Annotated in this window: 20 protein-coding genes; 14 read left to right on the top strand and 6 right to left on the bottom strand. The window is 63.2% G+C overall.

Annotation, left to right across the window (positions count from 1 at the left end):
- Positions 1–86: 86 nt before the first annotated feature.
- A complete protein-coding gene (locus CSC67_RS15525) occupies positions 87–1,286 on the bottom strand; it encodes an amino acid aminotransferase (RefSeq protein WP_118995355.1) in 1,200 nt (399 codons plus the stop codon).
- Between the two features lie 129 nt (positions 1,287–1,415).
- Between CSC67_RS15525 and uvrB the strand changes: the two genes are divergently transcribed.
- From uvrB to iscX, 10 genes are all read left to right on the top strand, one after another.
- Complete coding sequence (gene uvrB / locus CSC67_RS15520; RefSeq protein ID WP_118995513.1) at positions 1,416–3,431, top strand: excinuclease ABC subunit UvrB; 2,016 nt, start codon at positions 1,416–1,418, stop codon at positions 3,429–3,431.
- Positions 3,432–3,781: 350 nt separating this feature from the next.
- Positions 3,782–4,273 (top strand): low molecular weight protein-tyrosine-phosphatase, encoded by a 492-nt coding sequence (locus tag CSC67_RS15515; protein WP_118995354.1) that lies wholly within the window; start codon positions 3,782–3,784, stop codon positions 4,271–4,273.
- Positions 4,274–4,548: 275 nt separating this feature from the next.
- Complete coding sequence (gene iscR, locus CSC67_RS15510; RefSeq protein ID WP_118995353.1) at positions 4,549–5,058, top strand: Fe-S cluster assembly transcriptional regulator IscR; 510 nt, start codon at positions 4,549–4,551, stop codon at positions 5,056–5,058.
- A gap of 39 nt (positions 5,059–5,097) precedes the next feature.
- Positions 5,098–6,315, top strand: a complete 1,218-nt coding sequence (locus CSC67_RS15505; protein ID WP_118995352.1) for an IscS subfamily cysteine desulfurase — start codon at positions 5,098–5,100, stop codon at positions 6,313–6,315.
- 18 nt (positions 6,316–6,333) lie between these two features.
- Positions 6,334–6,717 (top strand): Fe-S cluster assembly scaffold IscU, encoded by a 384-nt coding sequence (iscU, locus tag CSC67_RS15500; RefSeq protein ID WP_118995351.1) that lies wholly within the window; start codon positions 6,334–6,336, stop codon positions 6,715–6,717.
- Between the two features lie 5 nt (positions 6,718–6,722).
- Positions 6,723–7,046: an iron-sulfur cluster assembly protein IscA gene (gene iscA, locus CSC67_RS15495; protein WP_118995350.1), complete on the top strand. Its 324-nt coding sequence runs from the start codon at positions 6,723–6,725 to the stop codon at positions 7,044–7,046.
- A gap of 1 nt (position 7,047) precedes the next feature.
- Positions 7,048–7,581, top strand: coding sequence for a Fe-S protein assembly co-chaperone HscB (gene hscB / locus CSC67_RS15490; protein ID WP_118995349.1), 534 nt, complete (start codon positions 7,048–7,050; stop codon positions 7,579–7,581).
- A 6-nt stretch (positions 7,582–7,587) separates the two neighbouring features.
- Positions 7,588–9,456 (top strand): Fe-S protein assembly chaperone HscA, encoded by a 1,869-nt coding sequence (hscA, locus tag CSC67_RS15485; RefSeq protein WP_118995348.1) that lies wholly within the window; start codon positions 7,588–7,590, stop codon positions 9,454–9,456.
- Between the two features lie 7 nt (positions 9,457–9,463).
- Entirely contained in the window at positions 9,464–9,805 is a 342-nt protein-coding gene (gene fdx / locus CSC67_RS15480) for an ISC system 2Fe-2S type ferredoxin (protein WP_118995347.1), read from the top strand.
- The gene (gene iscX / locus CSC67_RS15475; RefSeq protein ID WP_118995346.1) at positions 9,805–9,996 is read left to right on the top strand and encodes a Fe-S cluster assembly protein IscX; all 192 of its coding nucleotides are present in this window, start codon (positions 9,805–9,807) and stop codon (positions 9,994–9,996) included. Before fdx ends, iscX begins: the two co-directional genes overlap by 1 nt.
- Positions 9,997–10,074: 78 nt before the next feature.
- Here the strand turns inward: iscX and CSC67_RS15470 are convergent, their stop codons facing one another.
- Positions 10,075–11,166 (bottom strand): glycosyltransferase family 4 protein, encoded by a 1,092-nt coding sequence (locus CSC67_RS15470; RefSeq protein WP_118995345.1) that lies wholly within the window; start codon positions 11,164–11,166, stop codon positions 10,075–10,077.
- Complete coding sequence (locus CSC67_RS15465) at positions 11,163–11,966, bottom strand: UDP-2,3-diacylglucosamine diphosphatase (protein WP_118995344.1); 804 nt, start codon at positions 11,964–11,966, stop codon at positions 11,163–11,165. The genes CSC67_RS15470 and CSC67_RS15465 overlap by 4 nt, the downstream gene beginning before the upstream one ends.
- Before the next feature lie 227 nt (positions 11,967–12,193).
- Here CSC67_RS15465 and CSC67_RS15460 point away from each other — a divergent pair, with 227 nt between their 5' ends.
- Entirely contained in the window at positions 12,194–13,360 is a 1,167-nt protein-coding gene (locus CSC67_RS15460; protein ID WP_118995512.1) for a nucleotide sugar dehydrogenase, read from the top strand.
- Between the two features lie 271 nt (positions 13,361–13,631).
- Positions 13,632–17,582, top strand: coding sequence for an autotransporter family protein (locus CSC67_RS15455; protein WP_118995343.1), 3,951 nt, complete (start codon positions 13,632–13,634; stop codon positions 17,580–17,582).
- Positions 17,583–17,746: 164 nt separating this feature from the next.
- Here the strand turns inward: CSC67_RS15455 and lysS are convergent, their stop codons facing one another.
- The 3 genes from lysS to CSC67_RS15440 all read right to left on the bottom strand — a co-directional run bounded on the left by lysS (position 17,747) and on the right by CSC67_RS15440 (position 22,446).
- Complete coding sequence (gene lysS, locus CSC67_RS15450; RefSeq protein WP_118995342.1) at positions 17,747–19,264, bottom strand: lysine--tRNA ligase; 1,518 nt, start codon at positions 19,262–19,264, stop codon at positions 17,747–17,749.
- Positions 19,265–19,411: 147 nt separating this feature from the next.
- Positions 19,412–20,516, bottom strand: a protein-coding gene (gene prfB / locus CSC67_RS15445; RefSeq protein WP_118995341.1) for a peptide chain release factor 2 whose coding sequence is annotated in 2 segments (ribosomal slippage) — positions 19,412–20,434 and positions 20,436–20,516 — 1,104 coding nt in all. Because the reading frame shifts where the segments join, the coding sequence is not laid out codon by codon here.
- Positions 20,517–20,667: 151 nt separating this feature from the next.
- On the bottom strand, positions 20,668–22,446 hold the full coding sequence (locus CSC67_RS15440; RefSeq protein ID WP_118995340.1) for a methyl-accepting chemotaxis protein: 1,779 nt from the start codon (positions 22,444–22,446) through the stop codon (positions 20,668–20,670).
- Between the two features lie 184 nt (positions 22,447–22,630).
- Between CSC67_RS15440 and ahpC the strand changes: the two genes are divergently transcribed.
- Together ahpC and ahpF are read left to right on the top strand one after the other, a co-directional pair.
- Positions 22,631–23,194, top strand: coding sequence for an alkyl hydroperoxide reductase subunit C (ahpC, locus tag CSC67_RS15435; RefSeq protein ID WP_116519543.1), 564 nt, complete (start codon positions 22,631–22,633; stop codon positions 23,192–23,194).
- Between the two features lie 126 nt (positions 23,195–23,320).
- Positions 23,321–24,907, top strand: coding sequence for an alkyl hydroperoxide reductase subunit F (ahpF, locus tag CSC67_RS15430; protein WP_118995339.1), 1,587 nt, complete (start codon positions 23,321–23,323; stop codon positions 24,905–24,907).
- The last annotated feature ends 113 nt before the right edge of the window (positions 24,908–25,020 follow it).

The following is a 25,020-nucleotide window of genomic DNA, read 5'->3' as shown; positions in this document are numbered from 1 at the left end:
GCCGGCTTGATTGCGTGCTTGGAAAATGCCGCGCCGCGCGGGCTGGCCGCGTGCGCCGCCCGCAGGCGGCGCTTGCGGGCGGCGCCTTAAAGTACGTGCGCGATGGCGTTGGCCACGTAGTCGATGTTGCCGCTGTTGAGCGCGGCCACGCAGATGCGGCCGCTGCTGACCGCATAGACGCCGTGTTCGACCCGCAGCCGCTCGACCTGCTCGGCGCTGAGGCCGGAATACGAGAACATGCCGCGCTGCGCCAGCACGAAGTCGAAATCCTGCGTCACGTTGAGAGCCTTCAGCTTTTCGACCAGCTGGGTGCGGACCGAGCGTATGCGGTCGCGCATCTCGGCAAGCTCTTCGACCCACAGGCCGTGCAGTTCGGGCGTGTTGAGCACCGTCGACACCACCATGCCGCCGTGGGTGGGCGGGTTGGAGTAATTGGTGCGGATCACCCGCTTGAGCTGGCTGAGGACGCGCGCGCTTTCATCCTGCGAAGAAGTGACCAGGGTGAGGGCGCCGACGCGCTCGCCGTACAGCGAGAACGACTTGGAGAACGACGAGCTGATCAGCATGGTGAGGTCGAGCGAGGCGAACAAGCGCACCACCGAGGCGTCTTCTTCCAGCCCCTCGCCGAAGCCCTGGTAGGCGATGTCGAGGAAGGGCACCAGGTCGCCTTCCTTCACGACCTTGGCGATCTGCTGCCATTGCTCGAAGGAGGGGTCGACGCCGGTGGGATTGTGGCAGCATGCGTGCAGCACCACGATGGTCTTGGCGGGCAGGGCCTTCAGCCCGGCCAGCATGCCGTCGAAGTCCAGGCCGTGGGTGGCCGGGTCGTAGTAGGGATAGGTCTCGACCGTGAAGCCGGCGCGCTCGAACAGGGCGCGATGGTTCTCCCAGCTGGGATTGCTGATGACCACCTTGGACTGCGGCAGCAACTGGCGCAGGAAGTCGGCGCCTATCTTGAGCGCGCCGGTCCCGCCCAGAGCCTGGGCGGTAAGGGCGCGGCCCGATTCGATGACTTCGGAACCTTCGCCGAACAACAGGACCTGCGCCGCCTTGTTGTAGGCGGCCAGGCCGTCGATGGGCAGGTAGCCGCGCGCCGCAGCGGCGTCGATGCGTTCGATCTCTGCCTTGCGCACTGCGCGAAGCAGCGGAATTCGTCCCTCGTCGTTGTAATAGACGCCCACGCCCAGATTGACTTTCTGGGGGCGGGTGTCTGTATTGTATTGTTCGTTCAGGCCAAGAATGGGGTCGCGGGGGGCGAGTTCGACAGCATCGAAAAGAGAAGTCATGTTTGATGGGAAAGGAGAGGAGTGGACGTGCAATAAATGAACTGCAATAGTGAGATAATAAGGGGTTAACCCTAGCACTGTCCACAGCGCGCCCTTGGGGCGCCCCTACTTTTTTGCATGACGGCCACATTGAAAGCACCTGGATTCATACAGTATCCAAACAGCCCTTTCGAGCTTTACCAGCCCTATCCGCCGGCGGGCGACCAGCCCGTCGCGATCGATGCGCTGGTCGAAGGCATCAATGACGGCCTGATGTATCAGACGCTGCTGGGCGTGACCGGGTCGGGCAAGACCTACACCATGGCCAACGTCATCGCCCGCACCGGGCGCCCGGCCATCGTGCTGGCGCCCAACAAGACGCTGGCGGCACAGTTGTATGCCGAATTTCGCGAGTTCTTTCCGCGCAATGCGGTCGAGTACTTCGTCTCGTACTACGACTATTACCAGCCCGAAGCCTATGTGGCGGCGCGCGACCTTTTCATCGAAAAGGATTCGTCCATCAACGAGCACATCGAGCAGATGCGGCTGTCGGCCACCAAAAGCCTGCTCGAGCGCCGCGACACCATCATCGTGGGCTCGGTCTCGTGCATCTACGGTATCGGCAACCCGGGCGACTACCACGCCATGGTGCTCACGCTGCGCACGGGCGATTCCATTCCCCGGCAAGAGCTGCTGGCCCGGCTGGTGGCCATGCAGTACGAGCGCAACGACGTGGAGTTTGCGCGCGGCACGTTCCGCGCGCGGGGCGAGACCATCGACGTCTTCCCGGCCGAGCACGCCGAGCTGGCGGTGCGCATCACCCTCTTCGACGACGAAGTCGAATCGCTCGAGCTGTTCGATCCCCTGACCGGCAAGATCCGCCAGAAGGTGCTGCGCTTTACCGTGTTCCCGCGTTCGCATTACGTTACGCCGCGCGAGACCGTCCTGCGGGCCATCGAGACCATCAAGGACGAGCTGCGCGACCGCCTGGCCTTCTTCATGGCCGAGAACAAGCTGGTCGAAGCGCAGCGGCTCGAGCAGCGCACGCGTTTCGACCTGGAGATGCTGCAGGAGCTCGGCTTCTGCAAGGGCATCGAGAACTACTCGCGCCATCTTTCGGGCGCCGCGCCCGGCGAGCCGCCGCCGACGCTGATCGATTATCTGCCGGCCGACGCCCTGATGTTCATCGACGAAAGCCACGTCACCATGGGCCAGCTCGGCGCCATGTACAAGGGCGACCGTTCGCGCAAAGAAACCCTGGTCACCTACGGCTTTCGCCTGCCCTCCGCCATGGACAACCGGCCCCTCAAGATGGAGGAGTTCGAGCAGCGCATGCGCCAGACGGTGTTCGTTTCGGCCACGCCGGCCAACTACGAGAAAGAGCATGCCGACAATGTCGTCGAGCAGGTGGTGCGGCCCACCGGGCTGGTCGATCCGGAAGTCGAGGTGCGGCCGGCCGTCACCCAGGTGGACGACCTGCTGGGCGAGATCAAGCTGCGCGTGGCCAAGCAGGAAAGGGTGCTCGTCACCACGCTGACCAAGCGCATGGCCGAGGACCTGACCGACTACCTGGGCGAGGGCGGGCTGAAGGTGCGTTATCTGCATTCCGACATCGACACGGTCGAGCGGGTCGAGATTCTGCGCGACCTGCGCCTGGGCACGTTCGACGTGCTGGTGGGCATCAACCTGCTGCGCGAAGGGCTGGACATTCCCGAGGTTTCGCTGGTGGCCATCCTGGACGCCGACAAAGAAGGCTTTCTGCGGTCCGAGCGCAGTCTCATACAGACCATAGGGCGCGCGGCGCGCAATCTCAACGGCAAGGCCATACTCTACGCCGATCAGATTACCGATTCGATGCACCGGGCCATCGGCGAAACCGAGCGCCGCCGCGCCAAGCAGCTGGAGTTCAACGCCCGACACGGCATCACGGCCCGGGGCGTCAGCAAGGCCGTACGCGAACTCATCGACGGCGTTCTGGCGCCCGCCGCGGCTGCGCCCGCTACCGAAGTGGCGCCCGAGATCCTGGCGGACGATAAGTTGCTGGCGCGCGAAATCCGCCGACTCGAAAAGGCCATGACCGAACACGCGCGCAACCTGGAGTTCGAGCAGGCCGCCGCTGCGCGCGACGCCCTCAACCGCCTCAAGCAACAAGCCTTGCTCAGTTGACGCAGCCTACTTTTCGTTGCACTTTTCCAACAGAAAATGAAGGCTGGCCATCAAACGATGTTGCATTGCAACGCAGAAGGGAAGCCGGCGCTTTAATTTGAGTGATCCGAAACCGCTGGGGGAACCTTCCCGGGCGTTCATCAGTCTGTCATATGTTTATGCCCGCCAATCTTTGCTGCGCCGCATGAAACGGTGCTTTCAGGGTTTTCCCGTATGCCCGGAAGACGCAAACAAGCGGTTGTAAGGTCTTATTTCCGCGAGATTTTTTTGCCTGTCAACAGGTGTTCCGCCGGTTTTGGACGCATCGGAATCTATTGCCTTATTGCGGGTTTTCCCTCACAATTTGACCTATGATGACTAAGGTACTTTTCGTTTGCATGGGTAATATCTGCCGCTCACCCAGCGCAGAGGGCGTTTTTCGCCATATGGTCGACGAAGCCGGCCTGTCCGGCGTCGTCCAGGTCGATTCCGCGGCCACCCACAGTTTCCATCTGGGCGAAGCCCCGGACGCCCGCGCGCAGGCGGCCGCCCGCAAGCGCGGCTACGACATTTCCCATTGCGTCGCACGCCAGGTCAAGCCCGAAGATTTCCGCGAGTACGACCTGATCCTGGCCATGGACTGGGAAAATCTTTCTGCGCTGCAACAGCAGTGCCCCAAGGTATACCACCACAAGCTCATGCTGCTCATGCGCTTCGCCAACGAGTTCGAAGAAGCCACGGTGCCCGATCCTTACTACGGCGGCGTCGAAGGCTTTTCCAAGGTGCTCGACTATCTCGAAGACGCCTGTCAGGGCGTGCTCGAGGTCGTGCGCAAGCGGGTCACGCAATACCAAGCGGCTTAAACACCGTCCCACCGAAAATGCCCCCACGCCGCGCGGGCTGACGCCCGCTTGCTGCTCCGCTAGGGGGCGCTTTTCGCCGGGGGCGCCGAGCCTTGGGGCGGCCCGGCGGCAAAAAAACCGAGCGTTCAGCGCGGTTTTTTTATGGGCCGATACCCTATCAAATCAGTCGGGAATTTGCTATACTTGACCTAATTGGTCGGGTATTGGCCGGGGCGTCGACAGTATCAGCCGCCGGTTTCGCCTACCGCAACTCGTAGTATAGGCAAGGAACAACCATGCGTTTGACCACCAAGGGACGTTTTGCCGTCACTGCCATGATAGATCTGGCTTTGCGTCAGCAAAGCGGTCCCGTCACGCTCGCGGCCATCAGCCAGCGCCAGAACATCTCGCTCTCGTACCTCGAGCAGCTGTTCGGCAAGCTGCGCCGCCACGAGCTCGTCGACAGTGTGCGCGGCCCGGGCGGCGGCTATACGCTGGCGCGGCTGGCCCGCAACATTACTGTTGCCGACATTATTTTCGCTGTCGATGAGCCGCTTGACGCCACCAGCTGTGGCGGCAAAGAAGATTGCAACGTGGGACGCAGCGGCCAGTCCAGCAAGTGCATGACGCACGAGCTCTGGACCACCCTCAATCGCAAAATGGTCGAATACCTCGATTCGGTCTCGCTGCAAGACTTGGTCGACAAACAGCGCATGCGCCTGGTGGAAGAAGCCAGCGAGGCCCAGGCGGCCCTGCGCATGAAACCGCCCGCCGGGGCTAAAATCACGTCCGCGCTGTCCGCTTGAGGCAACAGGGCAACATAATCGCATTTAGGAGCCAGCTTGATGTCTTCCCCTTCACGTCCGGTCTATCTGGATTACTCGGCCACCACGCCGGTTGATCCTCGTGTAGTCGACAAAATGGTGCCGTGGCTGTATCAGAACTTCGGCAACCCCGCTTCGCGCAGCCACGCCTACGGCTGGGAAGCCGAAGAGGCCGTCGAGCAGGCCCGGTCCGAAGTCGCGCAGCTGGTCAATGCCGATCCGCGCGAAATCATCTGGACGTCCGGCGCCACCGAGTCCGACAATCTGGCCATCAAGGGCGCTGCGAATTTTTATTCGGGCCGCGGCAAGCACATCATCACCGTCAAGACCGAACACAAGGCGGTGCTCGACCCCTGTCGCGAACTCGAGCGCCAGGGCTTCGAAGTCACCTACCTCGACGTGCAGGAAAACGGCCTGGTCGACATCGAGGCCTTCAAGGCCGCGCTGCGTCCCGACACCATCCTGGCTTCGGTCATGCACGTCAACAACGAAATCGGCGTCATCCAGGACATCGCCGCGCTGGGCGAAATCTGCCGCGACAAAGGCGTCATCTTTCACGTCGACGCCACCCAGGGCGCGGGCAAGGTCGCGATCGACCTGCAAACCCTCAAGGTCGATCTCATGTCCTTCTCGGCGCACAAGGTGTATGGCCCCAAGGGCATCGGCGCGCTGTATGTAAGGCGCAAGCCCCGTGTGCGCATCGAGGCCCAGATGCATGGCGGCGGCCACGAGCGCGGTTTCCGCTCGGGTACGCTGGCCACCCATCAAATCGTCGGCATGGGCGAGGCCTTCCGCCTTGCGCGCCTCGAAATGGCCACCGAGAATGAACGCATCCGCAGCCTGCGCGACCGCCTCTACAAGGGCCTATCGCAGCTCGACGAGGTCTACGTCAACGGCGACATGGTCCAGCGCGTGCCGCACAACCTCAACATCAGCTTCAACTACGTCGAGGGCGAGTCGCTCATCATGGCCATCAAAGAGCTTGCTGTCTCGAGCGGCTCGGCCTGTACTTCGGCCAGCCTCGAGCCTTCGTATGTACTCAGGGCGCTTGGCCGCAACGACGAACTGGCGCACAGCTCCATCCGTTTTACCCTGGGGCGCTTCACCACCGAGCAGGAAATCGACTTCGCGGTCAAGCTGCTGGTCGATCGCGTGGGCAAGCTGCGCGATATGTCCCCTCTATGGGAAATGGCCCAAGAGGGTATCGATCTGAACTCTGTCCAATGGGCGGCACATTAAATATAAGGAGCTCAATCCATGGCATATAGCGACAAAGTACTCGACCACTACGAAAATCCCCGCAATGTCGGCGCGTTCGACAAATCGGACGAGAGCGTGGGCACCGGCATGGTCGGCGCGCCCGCCTGCGGCGACGTCATGAAGCTGCAGATCAAGGTCAACGACGCCGGCGTCATCGAAGACGCCCGCTTCAAGACCTACGGCTGCGGATCGGCCATCGCCTCCAGTTCGCTGGTCACCGAGTGGGTCAAGGGCAAGACGCTCGATCAGGCGCTCGAGATCCGCAACACGCAGATCGCCGAAGAGCTGGCTCTGCCGCCGGTCAAGATCCACTGTTCGATTCTGGCCGAAGACGCCATCAAGGCGGCGGTCCAGAACTACAAAGACAAGCACCAGGAATAACGCATATGGCTATCACGCTTACTCAGACCGCGGCGCAGCACATCAGCCGCTACCTTGAAAAACGGGGCAAGGGGCTGGGTCTGCGTCTGGGCGTTCGCACCACCGGCTGCTCCGGCATGGCCTACAAGCTCGAGTACGTCGACGAGCCCGATCCGCAGGACCACGTCTTTGAAAACCACGGCGTCAAGGTCTTCGTCGACCCCAAAAGCCTGGCCTATCTCGAGGGCACCCAGCTCGACTACGGGCGCGAGGGGCTGAACGAGGGATTCAAGTTCACCAATCCCAACGAAAAAGCAACCTGCGGCTGCGGCGAGTCCTTTACGGTGTAGCGTGGCAAGCGAAGACTATTTCCAACTGTTCGGTTTGCCTTCGCAGTTTGCCCTCGACAGCGATGCCCTGGACGCCACCTGGCGCCGCCTGGCGGCGCAGGTGCATCCCGACCGCTACGCCACCGCCGGCGCGGCCGAGCGCCGCGTCGCCATGCAATGGGCGTCCACCATCAACGACGCCTACCGCATCCTCAAGTCTCCGATCGATCGTGCGCGTTATTTGTGCGAGCGGGCCGGCTGCGACCTGCAGACCGAGAACAACACCCGCATGGACGGCGAGTTCCTGATGCGCCAGATGGAATGGCGCGAGCAACTCGATGAAGCCAGGCAGGCGGCCGGCACGGCCCAGGTCGAAGCGCTGGCCCATGACATCCACGCCAGCCGCCGGGACATCGAAAGCGCCGTGGCCGATCTCATCGACGAACAGCACGATTACCAAACCGCCGCGGCCAAGGTGCGCGAATGGATGTTCATCGAGAAGCTGCTCGACGAAACCCAGTCCCTGCGCAACGAACTGCGCGACCGACGTCACTGAATTCTTATGGCATTACTGCAAATTTCCGAGCCGGGCGAATCGCCGGTTCCCCATCAGCGCAAACTGGCGGTGGGCATAGACCTTGGCACCACGCATTCGCTGGTGGCAGCCGTGCGCAGCAGTGTTCCCGAAGTGCTGTCCGACGCCGAGGGCCGCGTACTGCTGCCTTCGGTCGTGCGCTATCTGGCCGACGGGGGCAAGCAGGTCGGCTACGAAGCCCGCGCCCGGCAGTCGTCCGACACCCTCAACACCATTGCGTCGGTCAAGCGGCTGATCGGCCGTTCGCTGGACGAGGCGCGGCGTGAAGGCGCTGCCTACGAGTTCGCCGACGAAGGCGAAGGCGTGCGGCTGAAGACGGTGCAGGGCGATTTCTCGCCGGTCGAGGTATCGAGCCACATTCTTTCGGTATTGCGCGAGCGCGCCGAGGCGGTGTTGGGCGGAGAACTGGTCGGCGCCGTCATTACCGTACCGGCGTATTTCGACGACGCCCAGCGGCAGGCCACGCGCGACGCGGGCCGGCTGGCCGGCCTGACTGTGTTGCGCCTGCTGAACGAACCCACCGCCGCGGCCATCGCTTATGGTCTCGACCATGGCGCGGAGGGCGTTTACGCCGTCTACGACCTGGGGGGCGGCACCTTCGACATTTCCATTCTTCGTTTGACCAAGGGTGTGTTCGAAGTGGTGGCGACGGGCGGCGACACGCAACTGGGCGGCGACGACTTCGACGCCCTAATCGTTTCCCGGCTGGTCGGCGCCGAGCGCTTGCAAGCCCTGGGCAAGGGCGATTTGCGCGCCTTGCAGGTGGCGGCGCGGACGGCTCGCGAGGCGCTGTCCGAAAGCGACGACGTTCCGTTCCAGGTGGACTTGTCCGACGGCCGGCGAATCGACAGCACATTGAGCCGCGCGGATTTCGAAGCCTGGGCCCGGCCCCTGGTGCAGCGTACGCTCGACGCCGCGACGCGCGCTCTGCGGGATGCGGGGTTGGAACGCGAGCAGATCAAGGGTGTGGTCATGGTGGGCGGTGCAACGCGCATGCCGCTGGTGCGCCGCGAAGTGGCCTGCCTGTTCGGCACCGAGCCTCTTACCGACCTGGATCCCGATCGCGTAGTGGCCCTGGGCGCTGCGCTGCAGGCCAATCTGCTGGCCGGCAACCGGGGCCCGGGCGACGACTGGCTGCTGCTGGACGTCACGCCGCTTTCGCTCGGACTGGAAACCATGGGCGGGCTGGTAGAGCGCGTCATTCCGCGCAACAGCACCATCCCTGTGGCGCGCGCCCAGGAATTCACCACCTTCAAGGACGGCCAGACGGCCATGAGCATCCACGTGGTGCAGGGCGAGCGAGAGCTCGTCGCCGACTGCCGTTCCCTGGCGCGTTTCGAGTTGCGCGGCATTCCGCCCATGGTGGCGGGGGCGGCCCGCATCCGCGTCACCTTCCAGGTGGACGCCGACGGCCTGCTGCACGTCAGCGCCCGCGAAGACAGCACCGGCGTCGAGGCTTCGGTCTCGGTCAAGCCGTCGTACGGCCTGTCGGACGACGAGGTGGCGCAGATGCTGGCGGCCGGCATGGACAACGCCGGCAGCGACGCCCATGCCCGCGCCCTGCGCGAGCAGCAGGTCGAACTGCGCCAGCTGGTCGAATCCGTCAATGCCGCGCTGGCCAGCGACGGCGACCTGCTTTCAGGCCAGGAAAACGAAACCATCGCAAGCCTGCTCAAGCGTGCCGGCCGCGTGCTGACCATGGACGACGTCGACACCTTGCGCAAGACGCGCGAAGAGTTGGCCGCCGCCACCGATGCCTTTGCCGCGCGGCGCATGGACCGCAGCATACGTGCCGCTTTATCCGGCAAGACCCTGGACGAAGTGTCCAAGCAATAAAATCATCATGCCCAAGATCACCGTTCTGCCACACCCCGAGATCTGCCCTGAAGGAGCCGTCATCGACGACGCTCCGACGGGCACTTCCATTTGCCGGACACTGCTCGACCACGACATCGAGATCGAACACGCCTGCGAGCTTTCCTGCGCCTGTACCACCTGCCACGTCATCGTGCGCCAGGGCTTCGATTCGCTCGAAGAGGCCACCGACAATGAAGAGGACTATCTCGATCGCGCCTGGGGCCTGGAACCCAACTCGCGGCTGTCGTGCCAGGCGCTCGTGACCGACGAAGACTTGACCATCGAGATCCCGCGTTACACCATCAACCACGCCAAGGAAAACCACTGATGCGCTGGACCGACACCTACGAGATCGTCGAGGCCCTGCAAGAGGCCCATCCCGACGTCGATCCGACCCAGCTGCGCTTCACCGAGCTGATCGAATGGGTGCTGGCGCTGCCGGGCTTCGACGACAGCCGCGAGCGCTGCGGCGAGCGTATTCTGGAAGCCATCCAGATGACCTGGATAGACGAGCAATAGCCACGCTGCAAAAGGCTTGTCCCTGATCATCGCGCGGCCCGCCACGGGCTGATTCCCGGCTCAGGGAGGGTGTGGCGTTCAACCCCGTCCTATGGGCTGAAGATGCCTGAAGAAAGTGCTCGTGGTGGCTTGCCAGGAAAAGCCCTGGGCGTATCGGGCCGGTATCTCGCGTGGAATGGACAGCGCCTGCAGACAGGCTTGGCGCAGGTCGTCGCTGACCACGCCGGCGCCTGAATCGGCCAGCACGTCCCGGGTCGACCGTGCCGGCAGCGAGGCCACCGGGCAGCCGCAGGCCATGGCTTCCAGCAGCACCAGCCCGAACGTATCGGTCAAACTGGGAAACACGAATACGTCGGCCATGCGGTAGTGTCGGGCCAGTTCATCATGGGGCATGGGGCCGAAGTACCGTGCATCGGGGTAGCGCTTCTTCATGCTCTCGAGCGCCGGGCCGCCGCCTATCACCCATTTTTCACCCGGCAGGTCCAGGCTGAGAAAGGCGTCCAGATTCTTCTCCACCGCCACGCGGCCGGCGTATAGGAACACAGGACGTTTGCTATGGCGCACCGTTGCGTCCCGCGGTTCCGATTTACGCCTCTCGCTTCCTCGTGCTTCGGGATCGCGCGGCCCCGTTCCATCCGCCTCGGCGCCCATCGCCGTAGGCTTGAATATCTCCAGATCCACGCCGCGCGACCAGATCACTACCTTGGCCGGATCGAATCCATGCGCCAGCAGGTCGTCGCGCACGCCCGCCGTGGGCACCATGGTCCGGACGGCGGCGCCGTGAAACCGCCGCAGCCAGCAGTAGCTGATGCTCAGCGGAAGCCGGGTGCGTGCGTGGAGATATTCAGGAAAGCGCGTGTGATAGGCCGTGGTGAAAGGCAGGCCCAGGCGGCGTGCGTGGCGGCGGGCCGCCAGGCCCAACGGCCCTTCAGTGGCGATATGCAGGGCATCCGGCGCGTGGCGGCGGATCAAGCGGCCGACCGCGCCCGGCCTGGGAACGGAAAGTCGGATCTCCCGATAGCTGGGGCAGGGCACCGAGCGGAAGAGCCCCGGCTGTAAGACCTCCACCTGGTGTCCCATGCGCACAAGCTCACGGCATGTCTGGCCCAGAGTAAAGACGACCCCATTCACCTGAGGCGCCCATGCGTCCGTCACGATCAGCACTTTCATGCGGGCTTGTCCGTCAGGTTGAGATAGGTGTCCCTCAGGCTCCAGTCGATCAGTTCCAGTCGGCCGTTGTCATGCTCCACCAGCGCTGTCAGGCTCTCGACCCAGTCGCCGTCGTTGCAGCCGTCCACTTCGCGCAGCTCGGCCTTGTGTATGTGGCCGCACACTACGCCGTCGTAGCCGCGCCTGCGGGCCTCGTTGATGACGACCTGCTCATAGGCCGAGATGAAGGCGACGGCGTCCTTGACCCTGTGTTTGAGATACTGCGACAGCGACCAATAGCCCAGTCCCATGCGGTTGCGCGCACGGTTGAACCAGTGATTCAGCATCAGGATCAGGGTGTACAGCTGGTCGCCCAGATAAGCCAGCCATTTCGCATACAGAATGACGCCGTCGTACTGGTCGCCGTGCGTGATCCACAGGCGGCGTCCGTCGGCGGTATGGTGCTCGGCCTCCAGGCGCACCTCGATGCCGCCGAAGAAGTTCTGGTCATACAGGCGGGCGAACTCGTCGTGGTTGCCCGGTATGTATACGACACGTGTGCCCTTGCGCACCTTGCGCAACAGTTTCTGCACCACGTCGTTGTGGGACTGCGGCCAGTTCCAGCGCTTCTTCAATCGCCATCCGTCCACGATGTCGCCGACCAGGTACAGGGTGTCGGCATCGTGGCAGCGCAGGAAGTCGAGCAGGTGCTCGGCCTTGCAGCCGGCCGTGCCCAGATGCACGTCCGAAATCCAGATCGTGCGATAGCGCCGGATCGCGCTTTCGGCGTCCGGCGCCGAGGGGTCGTATGACGTATGCATGACGTGTATTAGGCCAGCGGCGTATGACTGCGTCGTGTCATTTCTGTGGCAGAAAAATGCCAGCCGCGCTGCAGAAACATTGCAGCGGCCTGCCACGCTGGCGTCATCTGCGCCGCTTACCCTGGGCGCCACGGCGTCCGTGCAGGCATGGGAACTGGATAAGTGCCGATCCCGTCCGGCGGCGCCGTCAACGTCAAGACAGATAGCGAGGCTGAGCGATGGCGCGCATGAAGATTGCGGTGGCGGGTACGGGTTACGTGGGCATGTCGAACGCGCTGCTGCTGGCGCGCCGCCATCGGGTGGTGGCGTTGGACATCGCGCCGCAGCGCGTTCAGGCTGTGAACGAGGGGCGTTCGCCCATCGTCGATGCCGACGTCGAAGCCTGCCTGCGAGATCCCGAGGTCGATTTCACCGCCACCCTGGACCCGCAAGAGGCCTATGCCGACGCGTCCTACGTGCTGATCGCCACGCCCACCGACTACGACCCCGAGACCAACCGCTTCGATACCCGCAGCATCGAAGCGGTGACGCGGGAGGTGATGCGCATCAATCCCGGTGCCGTCATGGTCATCAAATCGACCGTGCCCGTAGGCTATACCCGCCGCCTGCGTCAGCAATTGGGCAGCGACCGGCTGTTCTTCTCGCCCGAATTCCTGCGCGAGGGGCGGGCGCTGCACGACAATCTGCATCCTTCGCGCATCGTCGTGGGCGACCGGTCCGAGCACGGGCGCCTGTTTGCCGACATGATGCGCGCAGGCGCGTTGCGCCGCGACGCGCCCGTGCTGCTGACGGGCTCGACCGAGGCGGAGGCCATCAAGCTCTTCGCCAATACCTATCTGGCCATGCGGATCGCCTACTTCAACGAACTGGACACCTTCGCTGAAACCCATGGCCTCGATACGCGGCAGATGATCGCCGGCGTGGGCCTGGACCCGCGCATCGGCGACCACTACAACAATCCTTCGTTCGGCTATGGCGGCTATTGCCTGCCCAAGGACACCCGCCAGCTGCTGGCGAACTATGAGCAGGTGCCCAGCAATCTCATCCGCGCCATCGTTGACGCCAACAGCACCCGCAAGGACTTCATCGCCCGCTCCATTCTCAAGAAAGACCCGCGAGTCGTGGGCATCTACCGCCTGACCATGAAGGCCGGGTCGGACAATTTCCGCACCTCCGCCATACAAGGCGTGATGAAGCGGATCAAGGCGCGCGGCGTCGAAGTGCTGGTGTATGAGCCCACCTTGCACGCCCCTGATTTCTTCCGCTCGCCCGTGCTGCACGACCTGGACGAGTTCAAGCGCCGCTGCGACGTCATCGTCGCCAACCGGGTCAGCGACGAGCTGTGGGATGTGATGGACAAGGTCTATACACGCGACTTGTTTGAAAGAGATTGAAGCTTTTTCAGCGTGATAGCAATGTCGATCTCGTTAACAGGAAAATTAATTTCAATTAAATCAAAAAGTTATGAGTTAACTTGGCCATTCGTCCTAAGCCATAAGTAGAAACCCGTAGGCTTTCTTGTTCTCACATGGTTTTAATTTTTACTCCTTTATGCTTAACTGTATCGTTTTGAAATAGAAATAATGAAAAATAAATAGAAGTGGGGAAAAAGAGGGGAAAGGCTGGCCTGTTTACGCGATTGAGTTTTTGAAAAAGGGAAGAGAGATGAGTGGAGACAAACGACAGAACAAATTGCTGCAGATCACGGCGCTGAGCGCGGCGTTGATGGGAATTTACGGAACGGCAAGCGCCCAGACAGAGCCTCCGCCCGAGCCGCCGACGAACACTCTGCTATGTAAAGATACATGCGAGCAGCCCGCGGCCAACACGGATTTTTACGGAAAAAAGATTGCGCCACCCTGGTACGAATGGATCGTCAAGGCCGATAACGCTACGCTGACGTTGACCGGCGGCACAGTGACGGGCATCGGCAACAAGACCCGAGGCGTGGGCTCGACCAGAGGGTCGACCGTCACGCTCACGGATGTACAGGTAACGACGGATACCGGGGGCGGAAGCAACTGGGGCAGTCATGGGGTTCAGGCCCAGGAAGCCAATAGCACGTTGAACATGATCGGCGGTTCGATCAGCACGACCGGTGAGTACAGTATCGGCATACAAGCGGGAGCGGGCGGTGAAGTCACCGGCACGGGCGTTACCATTAGCGCCGATGGTGGAACCAGTCATACCTTCGGTATCGAGGCCAATAACGGAGGGAAAATCACGCTGGCAGGTGGTTCCATCTCCGTACAAGGCAACAATGCGGGCGGTGCGCGAGCCTACACCGGTGACGGCAAAACCGAAAAAGGCGAGATTGATCTTGACGGCACGGACATCATCGTTAGCGGCGCATCCGCCGTCGGCTTGATGGCAGGCGACAAGGACGATGACACTACTACCGCAGGCAACATCACCTTCAAGAACGCGGAGGTCAGCGTCGATGGAACGAATGCTCGCGCGGCACGCGCTGTCGAAGGCGGCGTCCTGACAATAGAGAATGCCACGCTGACATCGAATAACGCGTCTGGCAACGCCTCCGGCGTGTTTGTCGATGGAGCGGGTTCAGAACTGAATGCAAAGAACCTTACGATCCGTAGTAGCGGGTCCGCAGCAGCCAAAGGAGTGATAGCGGAGACCGGCGGCAAGGTCACCATTGAGGGCGGATCGATCGAAACCACGGGAGGAATGAATTCTCACGCGATGGACTCCTACCTTTCTGGATCGCTCATTGCCGCCACCGACGTCGATGTGAAAACCACCGGCTATGCCGCAGGCGCATTCAATGGCGGCGAAGTGGTGCTCACCCGAGGCACTTTCGATGTAGTGGGCACTACGGCGACTGAAGGCTGGGATACGGCGGCCGGCTTTGTGGCGGGAGGCAGCGCGGCGAATTCCAAGTTGACCGCTAACAACGTCAGGTTGATAAATTCGGCTCCTTTGTTGAACGCACCACCTGAATACACCAGCTCTGCATTACGGGTAGGCGCAGACTTCGGTGCGCCGCTGGCATCGAACGCCACGATGACGCTGATCGATAGCGAGGTCATCGCGTCAGGGCCGCAGCGTCGTATCGCCCTTGTTGAAAACAGCAGCCGTCTCGTCGCTACAAACAGCCGTCTCGTTTCCGAGCAGGATGAGGGTATCCGGTTGTCGGATAACGCGTCGCTGACGCTCGACGGGACAACGGTCGAAACAGGCAAGGAAACCCTAAGGTCCGTATTCGACAATAGCGGCGCCACGCAAGACATCACGGTCAAGGGCAATTCTATACTTACCAAGAATGATGGCACCTTGCTGCGCGTGGACCGAACGGGCGCAGGGGCGGACGGCGCCGTCAACTTGGTCCTGCAAAGCGGCGCTCACGCTTCAGGCAATATCCGCAACTACGACGACGAAGGCAATCTGGTTGACCACACCGAGACGTTCACGACTATCGACGTTCAGGAAGGGGCGATCTGGGCCGGCATTTTCATTGACCCGGGTACCTCCGTCATTGACGACGACGCTGATCTGGACGATTTCACCACCGGAGAAGGCGAAGACGTTGCGATTGAAGGTAGCGGCAGCGGAACACAGAACTTCAACGGCACGACCAACATCGGCGGTAGCGTATCGGTGGGCAGAGACGTGGCGTTCAACGGCCCTACGTCGATCGGCAGCGACCTCAACGGCCAGAACAATACCTCCACAACAGTTCAAGGCCCCGCGACCATCGGCGGAGCGATCAACGGCGGAGCGGGCTCCAGCTTTACCTTTAACGACACCGCAGGCATCGGCGGCGACGTGGGGGGCGCCGGGGGATCCAGCTTCAGCTTCAACGGCGCAACGGATATTGGCGGCGGAGCCCAGGGTGACGGGTCGAGCATGACATTCTCGGGCCCCGTCAACATCGGCGGCGCGGTGTCGGGCCGGAACGGCGCGTCGTTCAGTTTCAGCACGACCGAATCATCCAACATCGGCGGCGGCGTCAATCTGGATGGCGGCTCATCGATCGGCGGCGGTTCCACCAGCAATCCCATCAATATCGGCGGCGATGCATTTGTCGGCGAAGGCTCTACGCTGGGCGGCAACCTGAATGTCGCAGGTTCGCTTTCCGGTACGGGCGGTACGTTCGCTCCGGGCAACTCCATCGGCACGCAGACCTACGGCTCGATGGGGGACTTTACGGGCACCTATGTGGCGGAAGTCAACGTTGCCGGGCAATCCGACCTGATCACGATTGCTTCGGGCAATGCGGACCTGACCGGCATCGACTTGCTGGTAAGCCAGGAGAACGGCAACGGCGGCTACAAGTTGGATCATGACTACACCATCCTGAGGACGGAGAAGGCGGACGGCATCAGTGCCGTGACCGACAACAGGTTTGCCAGCGAGGCGCTGGACGACACCTTTGCCGGCACGCTGGTCAAGCTGGACCCGGTCAAGTACGGCGCCCAGGACGTCAAGGTGAGCTTGTCGGTGGACGGCGATGCCATCGATCGCACCGGTCTCAGCTCCAACCAGAGCGCCACGCTGGACGGCGCGCTGTCGGTGGCGGGCCGGAACGCCTCGGCCGACGCGGTGATGTTCATGCAGCCGGACGCCCGCAAGGACGCGCTGAACCAGCTGTCGGGCGAGCTGCACGGCAGCACGCAGGCGGCCCTGCTGCAGTCCAGCAGCCTGGTCTCGCGCACGCTGACCCAGCGCCTGCGCGCCAACCTGGGCGCGGGCATGCTGCCCGGCGCGCCCACGGCGCAGGCCGGCGGCGCGGTGGCCGGGGCCATGCCGACCTCGGCGGCCTACCCGCTGTGGGCTCAGGTGGTGGGCAACTGGAACACGCTCGATAGCGACGGCAACGCGGCCAAGGTCAAGACCAATACGGCGGGCCTGTTCATCGGCGGCGACGCCGAGGTGGGCGCGGGCTGGCGCGTGGGCGGGGCCCTGGGCTATACCGACGGGCGGGTCAAGGTGGACGAGCGCGATTCGAAGTCGGATGTCAGCACCTTCACGGCGGCGCTGTATGGTGGCAACAGCTGGCGCCAGGGCACCGGCACGGTGAACTTCCTGGCCGGCGCGGCCTACAGCCACCACGACATCGACTCGCGGCGCACGGTGAACGTGGGCGGCAGCCAGACGCTCAAGGCCGACTACCGGGCGCATACCACGCAGCTGTTTACCGAGCTGGGCTATGCGGTGCCGGTGGGCCAGCGCAGCGTGGTCGAGCCCTACCTGGGCCTGGCCTGGCTGAGCCAGAAGGCCAAGGGCTTTACCGAAGAGGGCGGGGCGGCCGCCTTGCAGGGCGAGAGCCAGAAGGACGATGTGACGACCTTCACGCTGGGCCTGCGGGGCAAGACGGCGCTAAACGTGGGCGCGCACCCGGCACATCTGTTTGCCGGCCTGGGCTGGCGCCATGCCTCGGGTGATGTCGACCCGGGCCGGCGGGTGTCGTTCGTGCAAGGCGGCGGGGCGGCGTTCAACGTGGCCGGCGCGCCCATTGCCAAGAACGCGGCGGTGCTGGATCTGGGCGTGGAGATGGCGGTGGGCCGCAACACGGCCATGGGGCTGGGCTACAGTGGCCAGTACGGCAACGACAACACCGACCACAGCGGCCAGCTGTACCTGCGCACCCGCTTCTGAGGCGCGGCGACGGTTCATTGCCTGGCTGCTGTCCGAGCCAGGAAGAAAGCCCTGCAAGCACACGCTTGCAGGGCTTTTCAGTTGACGCTTTGAGACTCTTCGCTTTAGGTTGCGCCAGCCGACGAGCGGCAAAGCCGTCTCAACGAAATGCGAAGTCCGGCGAGTCAGTCCTCGCGGCGCAGATGCGGGAAGAGGATGACGTCGCGGATGCTGGCGCTGTCGGTCAGCAGCATGACCAGGCGGTCGATGCCGATGCCGCAACCGCCCGTGGGCGGCATGCCGTATTCAAGGGCGCGGATGTAGTCGGCATCGTAGTACATGGCTTCTTCATCGCCCGCATCCTTGGCCTGCACTTGCGCAAGAAAGCGCGCGGCCTGGTCCTCGGCGTCGTTGAGCTCGGAAAAGCCGTTGGCGATCTCGCGTCCGGTCATGAACAATTCGAAGCGCTCGGTGATGCCGGGCTCGGTATCCGAAGCCCGCGCCAGCGGAGAAACTTCGACGGGATAGTCGATGATGAAGGTGGGGTTCCACAGCAGGGCTTCGGCGGTTTCTTCGAACAAGGCCAATTGCAGCGCGCCCATGCCGGCTCGCGCCAGCGTGGGACCGTTGACGTCCACGCCCTTCTTGCGCAGTTCGGCGCGCAGGAAGGCTTCGTCCTGAAGCTGGGCTTCGGCATAGCCCGGGGCATATTTGAGTATGGCCTGGACGATGGTGAGACGGTCGAAGGGCCCGCCCAGATCCAGCTCCCGGCCCTGGTAGTTGAGCAGGGCGCTGCCGGTGGCGGCAACCGCGGCCTGCCGTATCAGCGATTCGGTGAACTCCATCAGCCACTGGTAATCGGTGTAGGCGGCGTAGAACTCCATCATGGTGAATTCGGGGTTGTGCCGCGGGCTGACGCCTTCGTTGCGGAAGTTGCGGTTCAGTTCGAACACGCGCTCGAAGCCGCCCACGATCAGCCGCTTCAGATACAGCTCCGGCGCGATGCGCAGGAACATCTCCATGTCCAGCGCATTGTGATGGGTGCGGAAGGGCTTGGCCGCCGCGCCGCCGGGAATCGGGTGCAGCATGGGCGTTTCCACCTCGAGAAAGCCGGCTTCGAGCATGAAGCGGCGTATGCCGCCTATGGCCTTGCTGCGCGCCACGAAGGTACGGCGGGTTTCCTCGGTCATGATGAGATCGACGTAGCGCTGGCGATAACGCAGCTCTTGGTCGGACACGCCATGGAACTTGTCCGGCAAGGGGCGCAGCGATTTGGTCAGCAGGCGCACCTGCGAGGCCTGTACCGAGAGCTCGCCCTTGTTGGTCTTGAACACCTTGCCTTCCACCGCGACGATGTCGCCGATGTCCCAGGTCTTGAAGCGCGCATAGGCTTCTTCGCCCAAGGCGCTTTTGTCGAGGTAGATCTGTATGCGGCCCGAGCCGTCCTGCAGCGTGGCGAAGCTGGCCTTGCCCATGACGCGCTTGAGCATCATGCGTCCGGCCACCTTGGCCGGCGCCGCCAGTTCCGCCAGCGCGTCCTTGTCCAGGTCGCCGTACTTGGCGTGCAGATCGGCGGCCTTGCTGTCGGGCCGGAAGTCGTTGGGAAAGGCCACGCCTTCTTCGCGCAGCCGAGCCAGCTTGCCGCGCCGCTCGGCGATAAGGTGGTTTTCGTCGGTGGCGGTGGCAGGGATCGGTTCAGTCATGTCGATGTATGGGGTTCAAGGTATGTGGCGCGGTAAAGCATTATGGCAAAAAGGGCGGCGCCGGTCGGGCGTCTGGGCATCCGTCACGTTCGCGTGCTGCGTGAAACTTGAAATGCGCGGATGCCCGGTCTGGCGCAGGAACTAGCCTTACACCCCTTGTTTGAGGCTGGCCTGGATGAAGGGGTCCAGGTCGCCGTCCAGCACTTTCTGCGTATTGGAGATCTCGACGTTGGTGCGCAGGTCTTTGATGCGGCTTTGGTCCAGCACATACGAGCGGATCTGGTGGCCCCAGCCCACGTCGGTCTTGGCGTCTTCCATTTTTTGCTGCTCGGCCATGCGCTCGCGCATTTCGAGCTCGTAGAGCCGCGATTTGAGCATCTGCATGGCTTCGGCGCGGTTACGGTGCTGCGAACGGTCGTTCTGGCACTGCACGACGATGCCGCTGGGGATGTGCGTGATGCGCACGGCGGAGTCCGTCTTGTTGATGTGCTGGCCGCCGGCGCCGCTGGCGCGGTAGGTGTCCACCCGCAAGTCGGCCGGGTTGACCTCGATTTCGATCGAGTCGTCGATTTCGGGGTAGACGAAGACGCTGGCGAACGAGGTATGGCGTCCGTTCGAGGAGTCGAAGGGGCTTTTGCGCACCAGGCGGTGCACGCCGGTTTCGGTGCGCAGGAAGCCGAAGGCGTGGTCGCCTTCGATCTTGATGGTGGCGGACTTGATGCCGGCCACGTCGCCGGGCGATTCTTCCAGGACTTCGGCCTTGAAGTCCTTGTTTTCACAATAGCGCATGTACTGACGCAGCAGCATCGAGGCCCAGTCCTGCGCCTCGGTGCCGCCCGCGCCGGCCTGGATGTCCATGAAGCAGTTGAGCGGATCGGCCGGATTGTTGAACATGCGGCGGAACTCCAGCTCTTCGAGCCTGGCGCCCAGTGCGTTGCAGTCCTCTTCTATGGCCGCCAGCGTGGCGTCGTCGTCGTCCTCGGCAGCCAGTTCGAAGAGCTCGCGCGCTTCGGCCAGGGCGTTGCCTATGTGGGTAAGCGAACCCACGATGTTGTCGAGGCTTTTCTTTTCGCGGCCCAGCTCCTGGGCGCGTTGCGGGTCGTTCCAGACGTCGGGGCTTTCGAGCTCGGCGTTGACGACGTGCAGGCGTTCAGATTTGCCTGCGTAGTCAAAGATACCCCCGTAGCGCCGCTTCGCGCTCCGCGTAGTCTTCGATGCGGGCGATGAGCTGGTTCTGGCGTTCGGCTTCCATGGTGCTTTCCTGATCTGATGCGTATATTCGGCTTAACACATCATTTTACCGTAGCTGCATGCTGGACGACAGGGAAAGGCGGGCCGCCGTGCGCGGGCGGCCGCGGCAAGCTTCATGGAGGGCCTGCATGCACGTACGCGGGCCGCCGACGTCAGGCGGCCGGCTGGCCCGCCAGCCAGGGCACGGCGGCGCTTCGGTCCGGGCCGGCGGAGGGGCTTGCGGAAAGGCGCGCAACGGCTCCGGAGCCGTTCCCGCGCGGAAGGACCTCGAAGCGTTCATCCTCGTCCTCCGGCGTTCCGGAGTCCTGTTCGCATTCTTGCGCGATATCGTCCGGCATGGTGAAGCGCGCAATCACTTCCCGCAAGCCCTCGGCCTGCTCGAGCTGGTGCAGCGCCGCGTGCGCGGCCTGACGCACCAGCCCGGCGTTCTGCTGGGTGATGGCGTCCATCTGGGCGACGGCGACGGTCACCTGATGAATGCCCTGCGACTGCTCCTTGGAGGCGGCGCTGATTTCCTCCATGCGGTCCTTGGCCAGCGCCACGGAGGAGACGGTATCGCCGACGGCGGCGACGGCCTCGTCGACCAGCCTGCCGCTCTGGTCCATATGGTCCAGCGACTGCCGGATCAGCGCCTCGATTTCTTTCGAGGCGGTGGCGCTGCGCAGCGCCAGGCCGCGTACCTCGTTGGCCACCACGGCGAAGCCGCGCCCGTGCGCACCGGCGCGCGCGGCCTCGATGGCGGCGTTCAGGGCCAGGATGTTGGTGCGCATGGCAATGTCCTCTATGGTGGCCACGATGTCGGCCATCTGCCCTGAATCCTTGCGCAGCAGGTTCATCGTCCGCGCCGCTTTCTGCATTTGTGAACTGCCGTGCGCCGCCCGGTTGGAGGCGTGGGCCACTTGCTGCATGGCCTCGTGGGCATTGTCGGCATTCAGGCGCACCGCGGCGGCCAACTGTTCCATGGCCGCCGACGATTCCTGCAGGCTGGCGGCCTGCTCGTCGGTGCGCTGGGACAGGTCATCGTTGCCGCGCGAAATTTCGCGCGAAGCCGAGGCCACCTGCCGGGTGCGCAGCCGCACCTGGCCGACCACGCCCTGCAGGCCTCGGCCGATTCCATTGAGGGCGCCCAGCAGTTGCCCCAGTTCGTCGCGCCGCGTGGTGGGCGCCGTGGCCGTCAGGTCGCCCTGCGCCAGGCGTTGCGCCAGCTGTACGCCTTGGTTCAGGGGCCGGCGCACGAAGCGATACAACAGGAAGAGGGCGGTGGCGCTGCACAGCAGCAGCGCCGCCAGGGTGGCGGTCGCGATGCGCATGGCGCGCTCGCTGGCGGCGCGAGCCTGGTCCATTTCGGCCGCATAGCGGCTGGACTGCATGGCGTTGAAGTCGTCGATCTGCTGCGACAGCTGCGCGGCCGGGCCGATATATTGCTGGCCGAACAGCAACACCTTGGCCAGCAGGGGCTGGGGAAGCACCACCTTCAATCCGCCGGATCCGTCGTCCTCCAGCCCTTTGGCTGTGTGGATGGCCTTGATCTCCTGCTCGGCCAGGGCCTGGGTGGCGGCGAACGCCGATTCGACCGTCTCCATCTCGGCGGCGGTGAAGTCGGCCCGTCGGAAACGCTCGATGAGGGGCGTGCTGTCGCCCGCGGCGTCGGCCGCCTTGCCGTGCAGCAGGTCGGCGACATGAAAATAGGCTTCTTCGAATTCGGGCTGCTCGCTCGAGACGAAGGCCATTGCATGACGGGTCAGAGCCTGGGCATAATCTTTGTACCGGGAGGCCAGCTCGGTGGCATGAAGGCGCTTGCTTTCGGTTTCCTGCAGATGCTCGATGCTGTCCGCGACATTGCGCAGTGCGCTGAAGGCCAGGGCGCAGCACAGCCCCAGCACAGCCAAGAAAATGATGAATCCGTTCTTCAATGTAAGAAAGCGATGCATTGCCTGCCTTGCGCAATTGGTCCACAACTGCGGCAGTATGGCGGCCCCAGGTTACACCCTTGTTGCGCAGGCCGGCGATAGGTAAAATCAACCGGCGCAATTGAATCAATCAATTTTACAAATCATTCCGGCTTGCCTATACTGGCTTCACTCACCCACTTATCAACCACAAAGGAAGACAAACATGTCCTTGATTAATACCCAAATCAAACCTTTCAAAGCAACTGCGTACCACAACGGCAAGTTCGTCGACGTCACCGAAGAGACGCTGAAAGGCAAATGGTCGGTGCTGGTCTTCTATCCCGCCGACTTCACGTTCGTGTGCCCCACCGAGCTGGAAGACCTGGCCGAGCAGTACGCCGAATTCCAGAAGCTGGGCGTCGAAGTCTACAGCGTCTCCACCGACACCCATTTCTCGCACAAGGCATGGCACGACACTTCCGAAGCCATCGGCAAGGTCACCTATCCCATGCTGGCCGACCCCACCCACCAGCTGGCCCGCAACTTCGAAGTCCTGATCGAAGAAGAAGGCATTGCCCTGCGTGGCACTTTCGTCATCAACCCCGAAGGCGAGATCAAGGTTCTTGAAATCCACGACAACGGCATCGGCCGCGTCGCTTCCGAACTGCTGCGCAAGGTCAAGGCCGCCCAGTACATCGCCGCCCACCCCGGCGAAGTCTGCCCTGCCAAGTGGGAAGAAGGCGCCAAGACCCTGACTCCCTCGCTGGACCTGGTCGGCAAGATCTAAGCATGGCGCAAGCGTAAGCTTCATTCATGCGCCCACAAGGCGATTCCATTCGAAGCGGCGGTTTCCGGGCTACGAGCCCGGTCGCCGCGGCTTCCTGAACCAAACCTTCATGAGAGTAAAAATATAATGTTAGATGCCAATCTCAAGACCCAGCTGAAGTCCTACCTGGAAAAAGTGTCGCAACCCATCGAGATTGTTGCCTCTCTGGACGAGGGGGCAAAATCCCAAGAGCTGCGCGAACTGCTGCAGGAAATCGATTCACTCTCCGAGCGCATCACGCTTGTCGAGCAAAGCGACGATTCCCAGCGCAAGCCTTCGTTCAGCATCAACCGCCCGGGTACTGACATCAGCGTCCGCTTCGCGGGCATACCGATGGGCCACGAATTTACCTCGCTCGTGCTTGCACTGCTGCAAGTGGGCGGGCATCCGATCAAGCTCGACGACGACGTCATCGAGCAGATCCGCAATCTCGACGGCGACTACCAGTTCGAGACTTATTTCTCGCTGTCCTGCCAGAACTGCCCCGACGTGGTGCAGGCGCTCAACGCCATGTCCGTCATCAATCCGCGCATTCGCCACGTGGCGATCGACGGCGCGCTGTTCCAAAGCGAAGTCGACGAGCGCCAGATCATGTCGGTGCCCACCGTCTACCTGAACGGGGAAGTGTTCGGCCAGGGACGTGCCGGGGTCGAAGAGATCTTGGCCAAGCTCGATACCAACGCGGGCAGCCGCAAGGCCGAAGAACTCAGCGCCAAAGAAGAGTTCGACGTGCTGATCGTGGGCGGCGGCCCCGCCGGCGCGGCGGCCGCGGTCTATGCCGCGCGCAAGGGCATCCGCACCGGCGTGCTGGCCGAGCGTTTCGGCGGCCAGGTGCTGGACACCATGGCCATCGAGAACTTCATTTCGGTGAAAGAAACCGAAGGGCCGAAGTTCGCCGTGGCGCTCGAAGAGCACGTCAAGGCCTACGAGGTCGACATCATGAACCTGCAGCGCGCCGAAGCGCTGGTGCCGGGCAAGTCCATCGAGGTCAAGCTGGCCAACGGCGGCTCGGTCAAGGGCAAGACCGTCATCCTGGCCACCGGCGCCCGCTGGCGCGAAATCAACGTGCCGGGCGAAAAAGAGTACCGCAACCGCGGCGTGGCCTACTGCCCGCACTGCGACGGCCCCCTGTTCAAGGGCAAGGACGTCGCCGTCATCGGCGGGGGCAACTCGGGCGTCGAGGCGGCCATCGACCTGGCGGGCCTGGTCAAGCACGTCACGCTGATCGAATTCGGCGACAGCCTGCGGGCCGACGAAGTGTTGCAGCGCAAGCTGCGCAGCCTGTCCAACGTCAACGTCATCGTGTCGGCGCAAACCACCGAGATCCACGGCGACGGCAGCAAGGTCACGGGTCTGTCGTACACCGACCGCCCCAGCGGCGAATCGCACCAGGTCGACCTGGACGGCGTCTTCGTGCAGATCGGCCTGGTGCCCAACACCGAATGGCTCAAGGGCACGGTAGACTTGTCGCGCTACGGCGAGATCGAGATCGACGCGCGGGGCCAGACCTCGGTTCCCGGTGTATTTGCCGCGGGCGACGCCACCACGGTGCCGTACAAGCAGATCATCATCGCCGCCGGCGACGGAGCCAAGGCCGCTCTCAGCGCCTTCGATCACCTGATCCGCAGTTCGGTGTCCGACGAAGAGCCCGCCAAGGAGCAGGCCGTCGCCTGAACCGGCAATCGGAACGGCGGCACGCGCGGCCGCCTCGCACCGCACGCCCTTCGGGGGCAGGCCGAGAAATGCTTGGCCTGCACTTCGAAGGGCGTTTTCTTATTTGTGCCGGG

The organism is Pusillimonas caeni (genome assembly GCF_003545815.1).
Lineage (GTDB): Bacteria > Pseudomonadota > Gammaproteobacteria > Burkholderiales > Burkholderiaceae_B > Pusillimonas > Pusillimonas caeni.
This window is presented reverse-complemented; position numbering and strand designations above follow the sequence as displayed.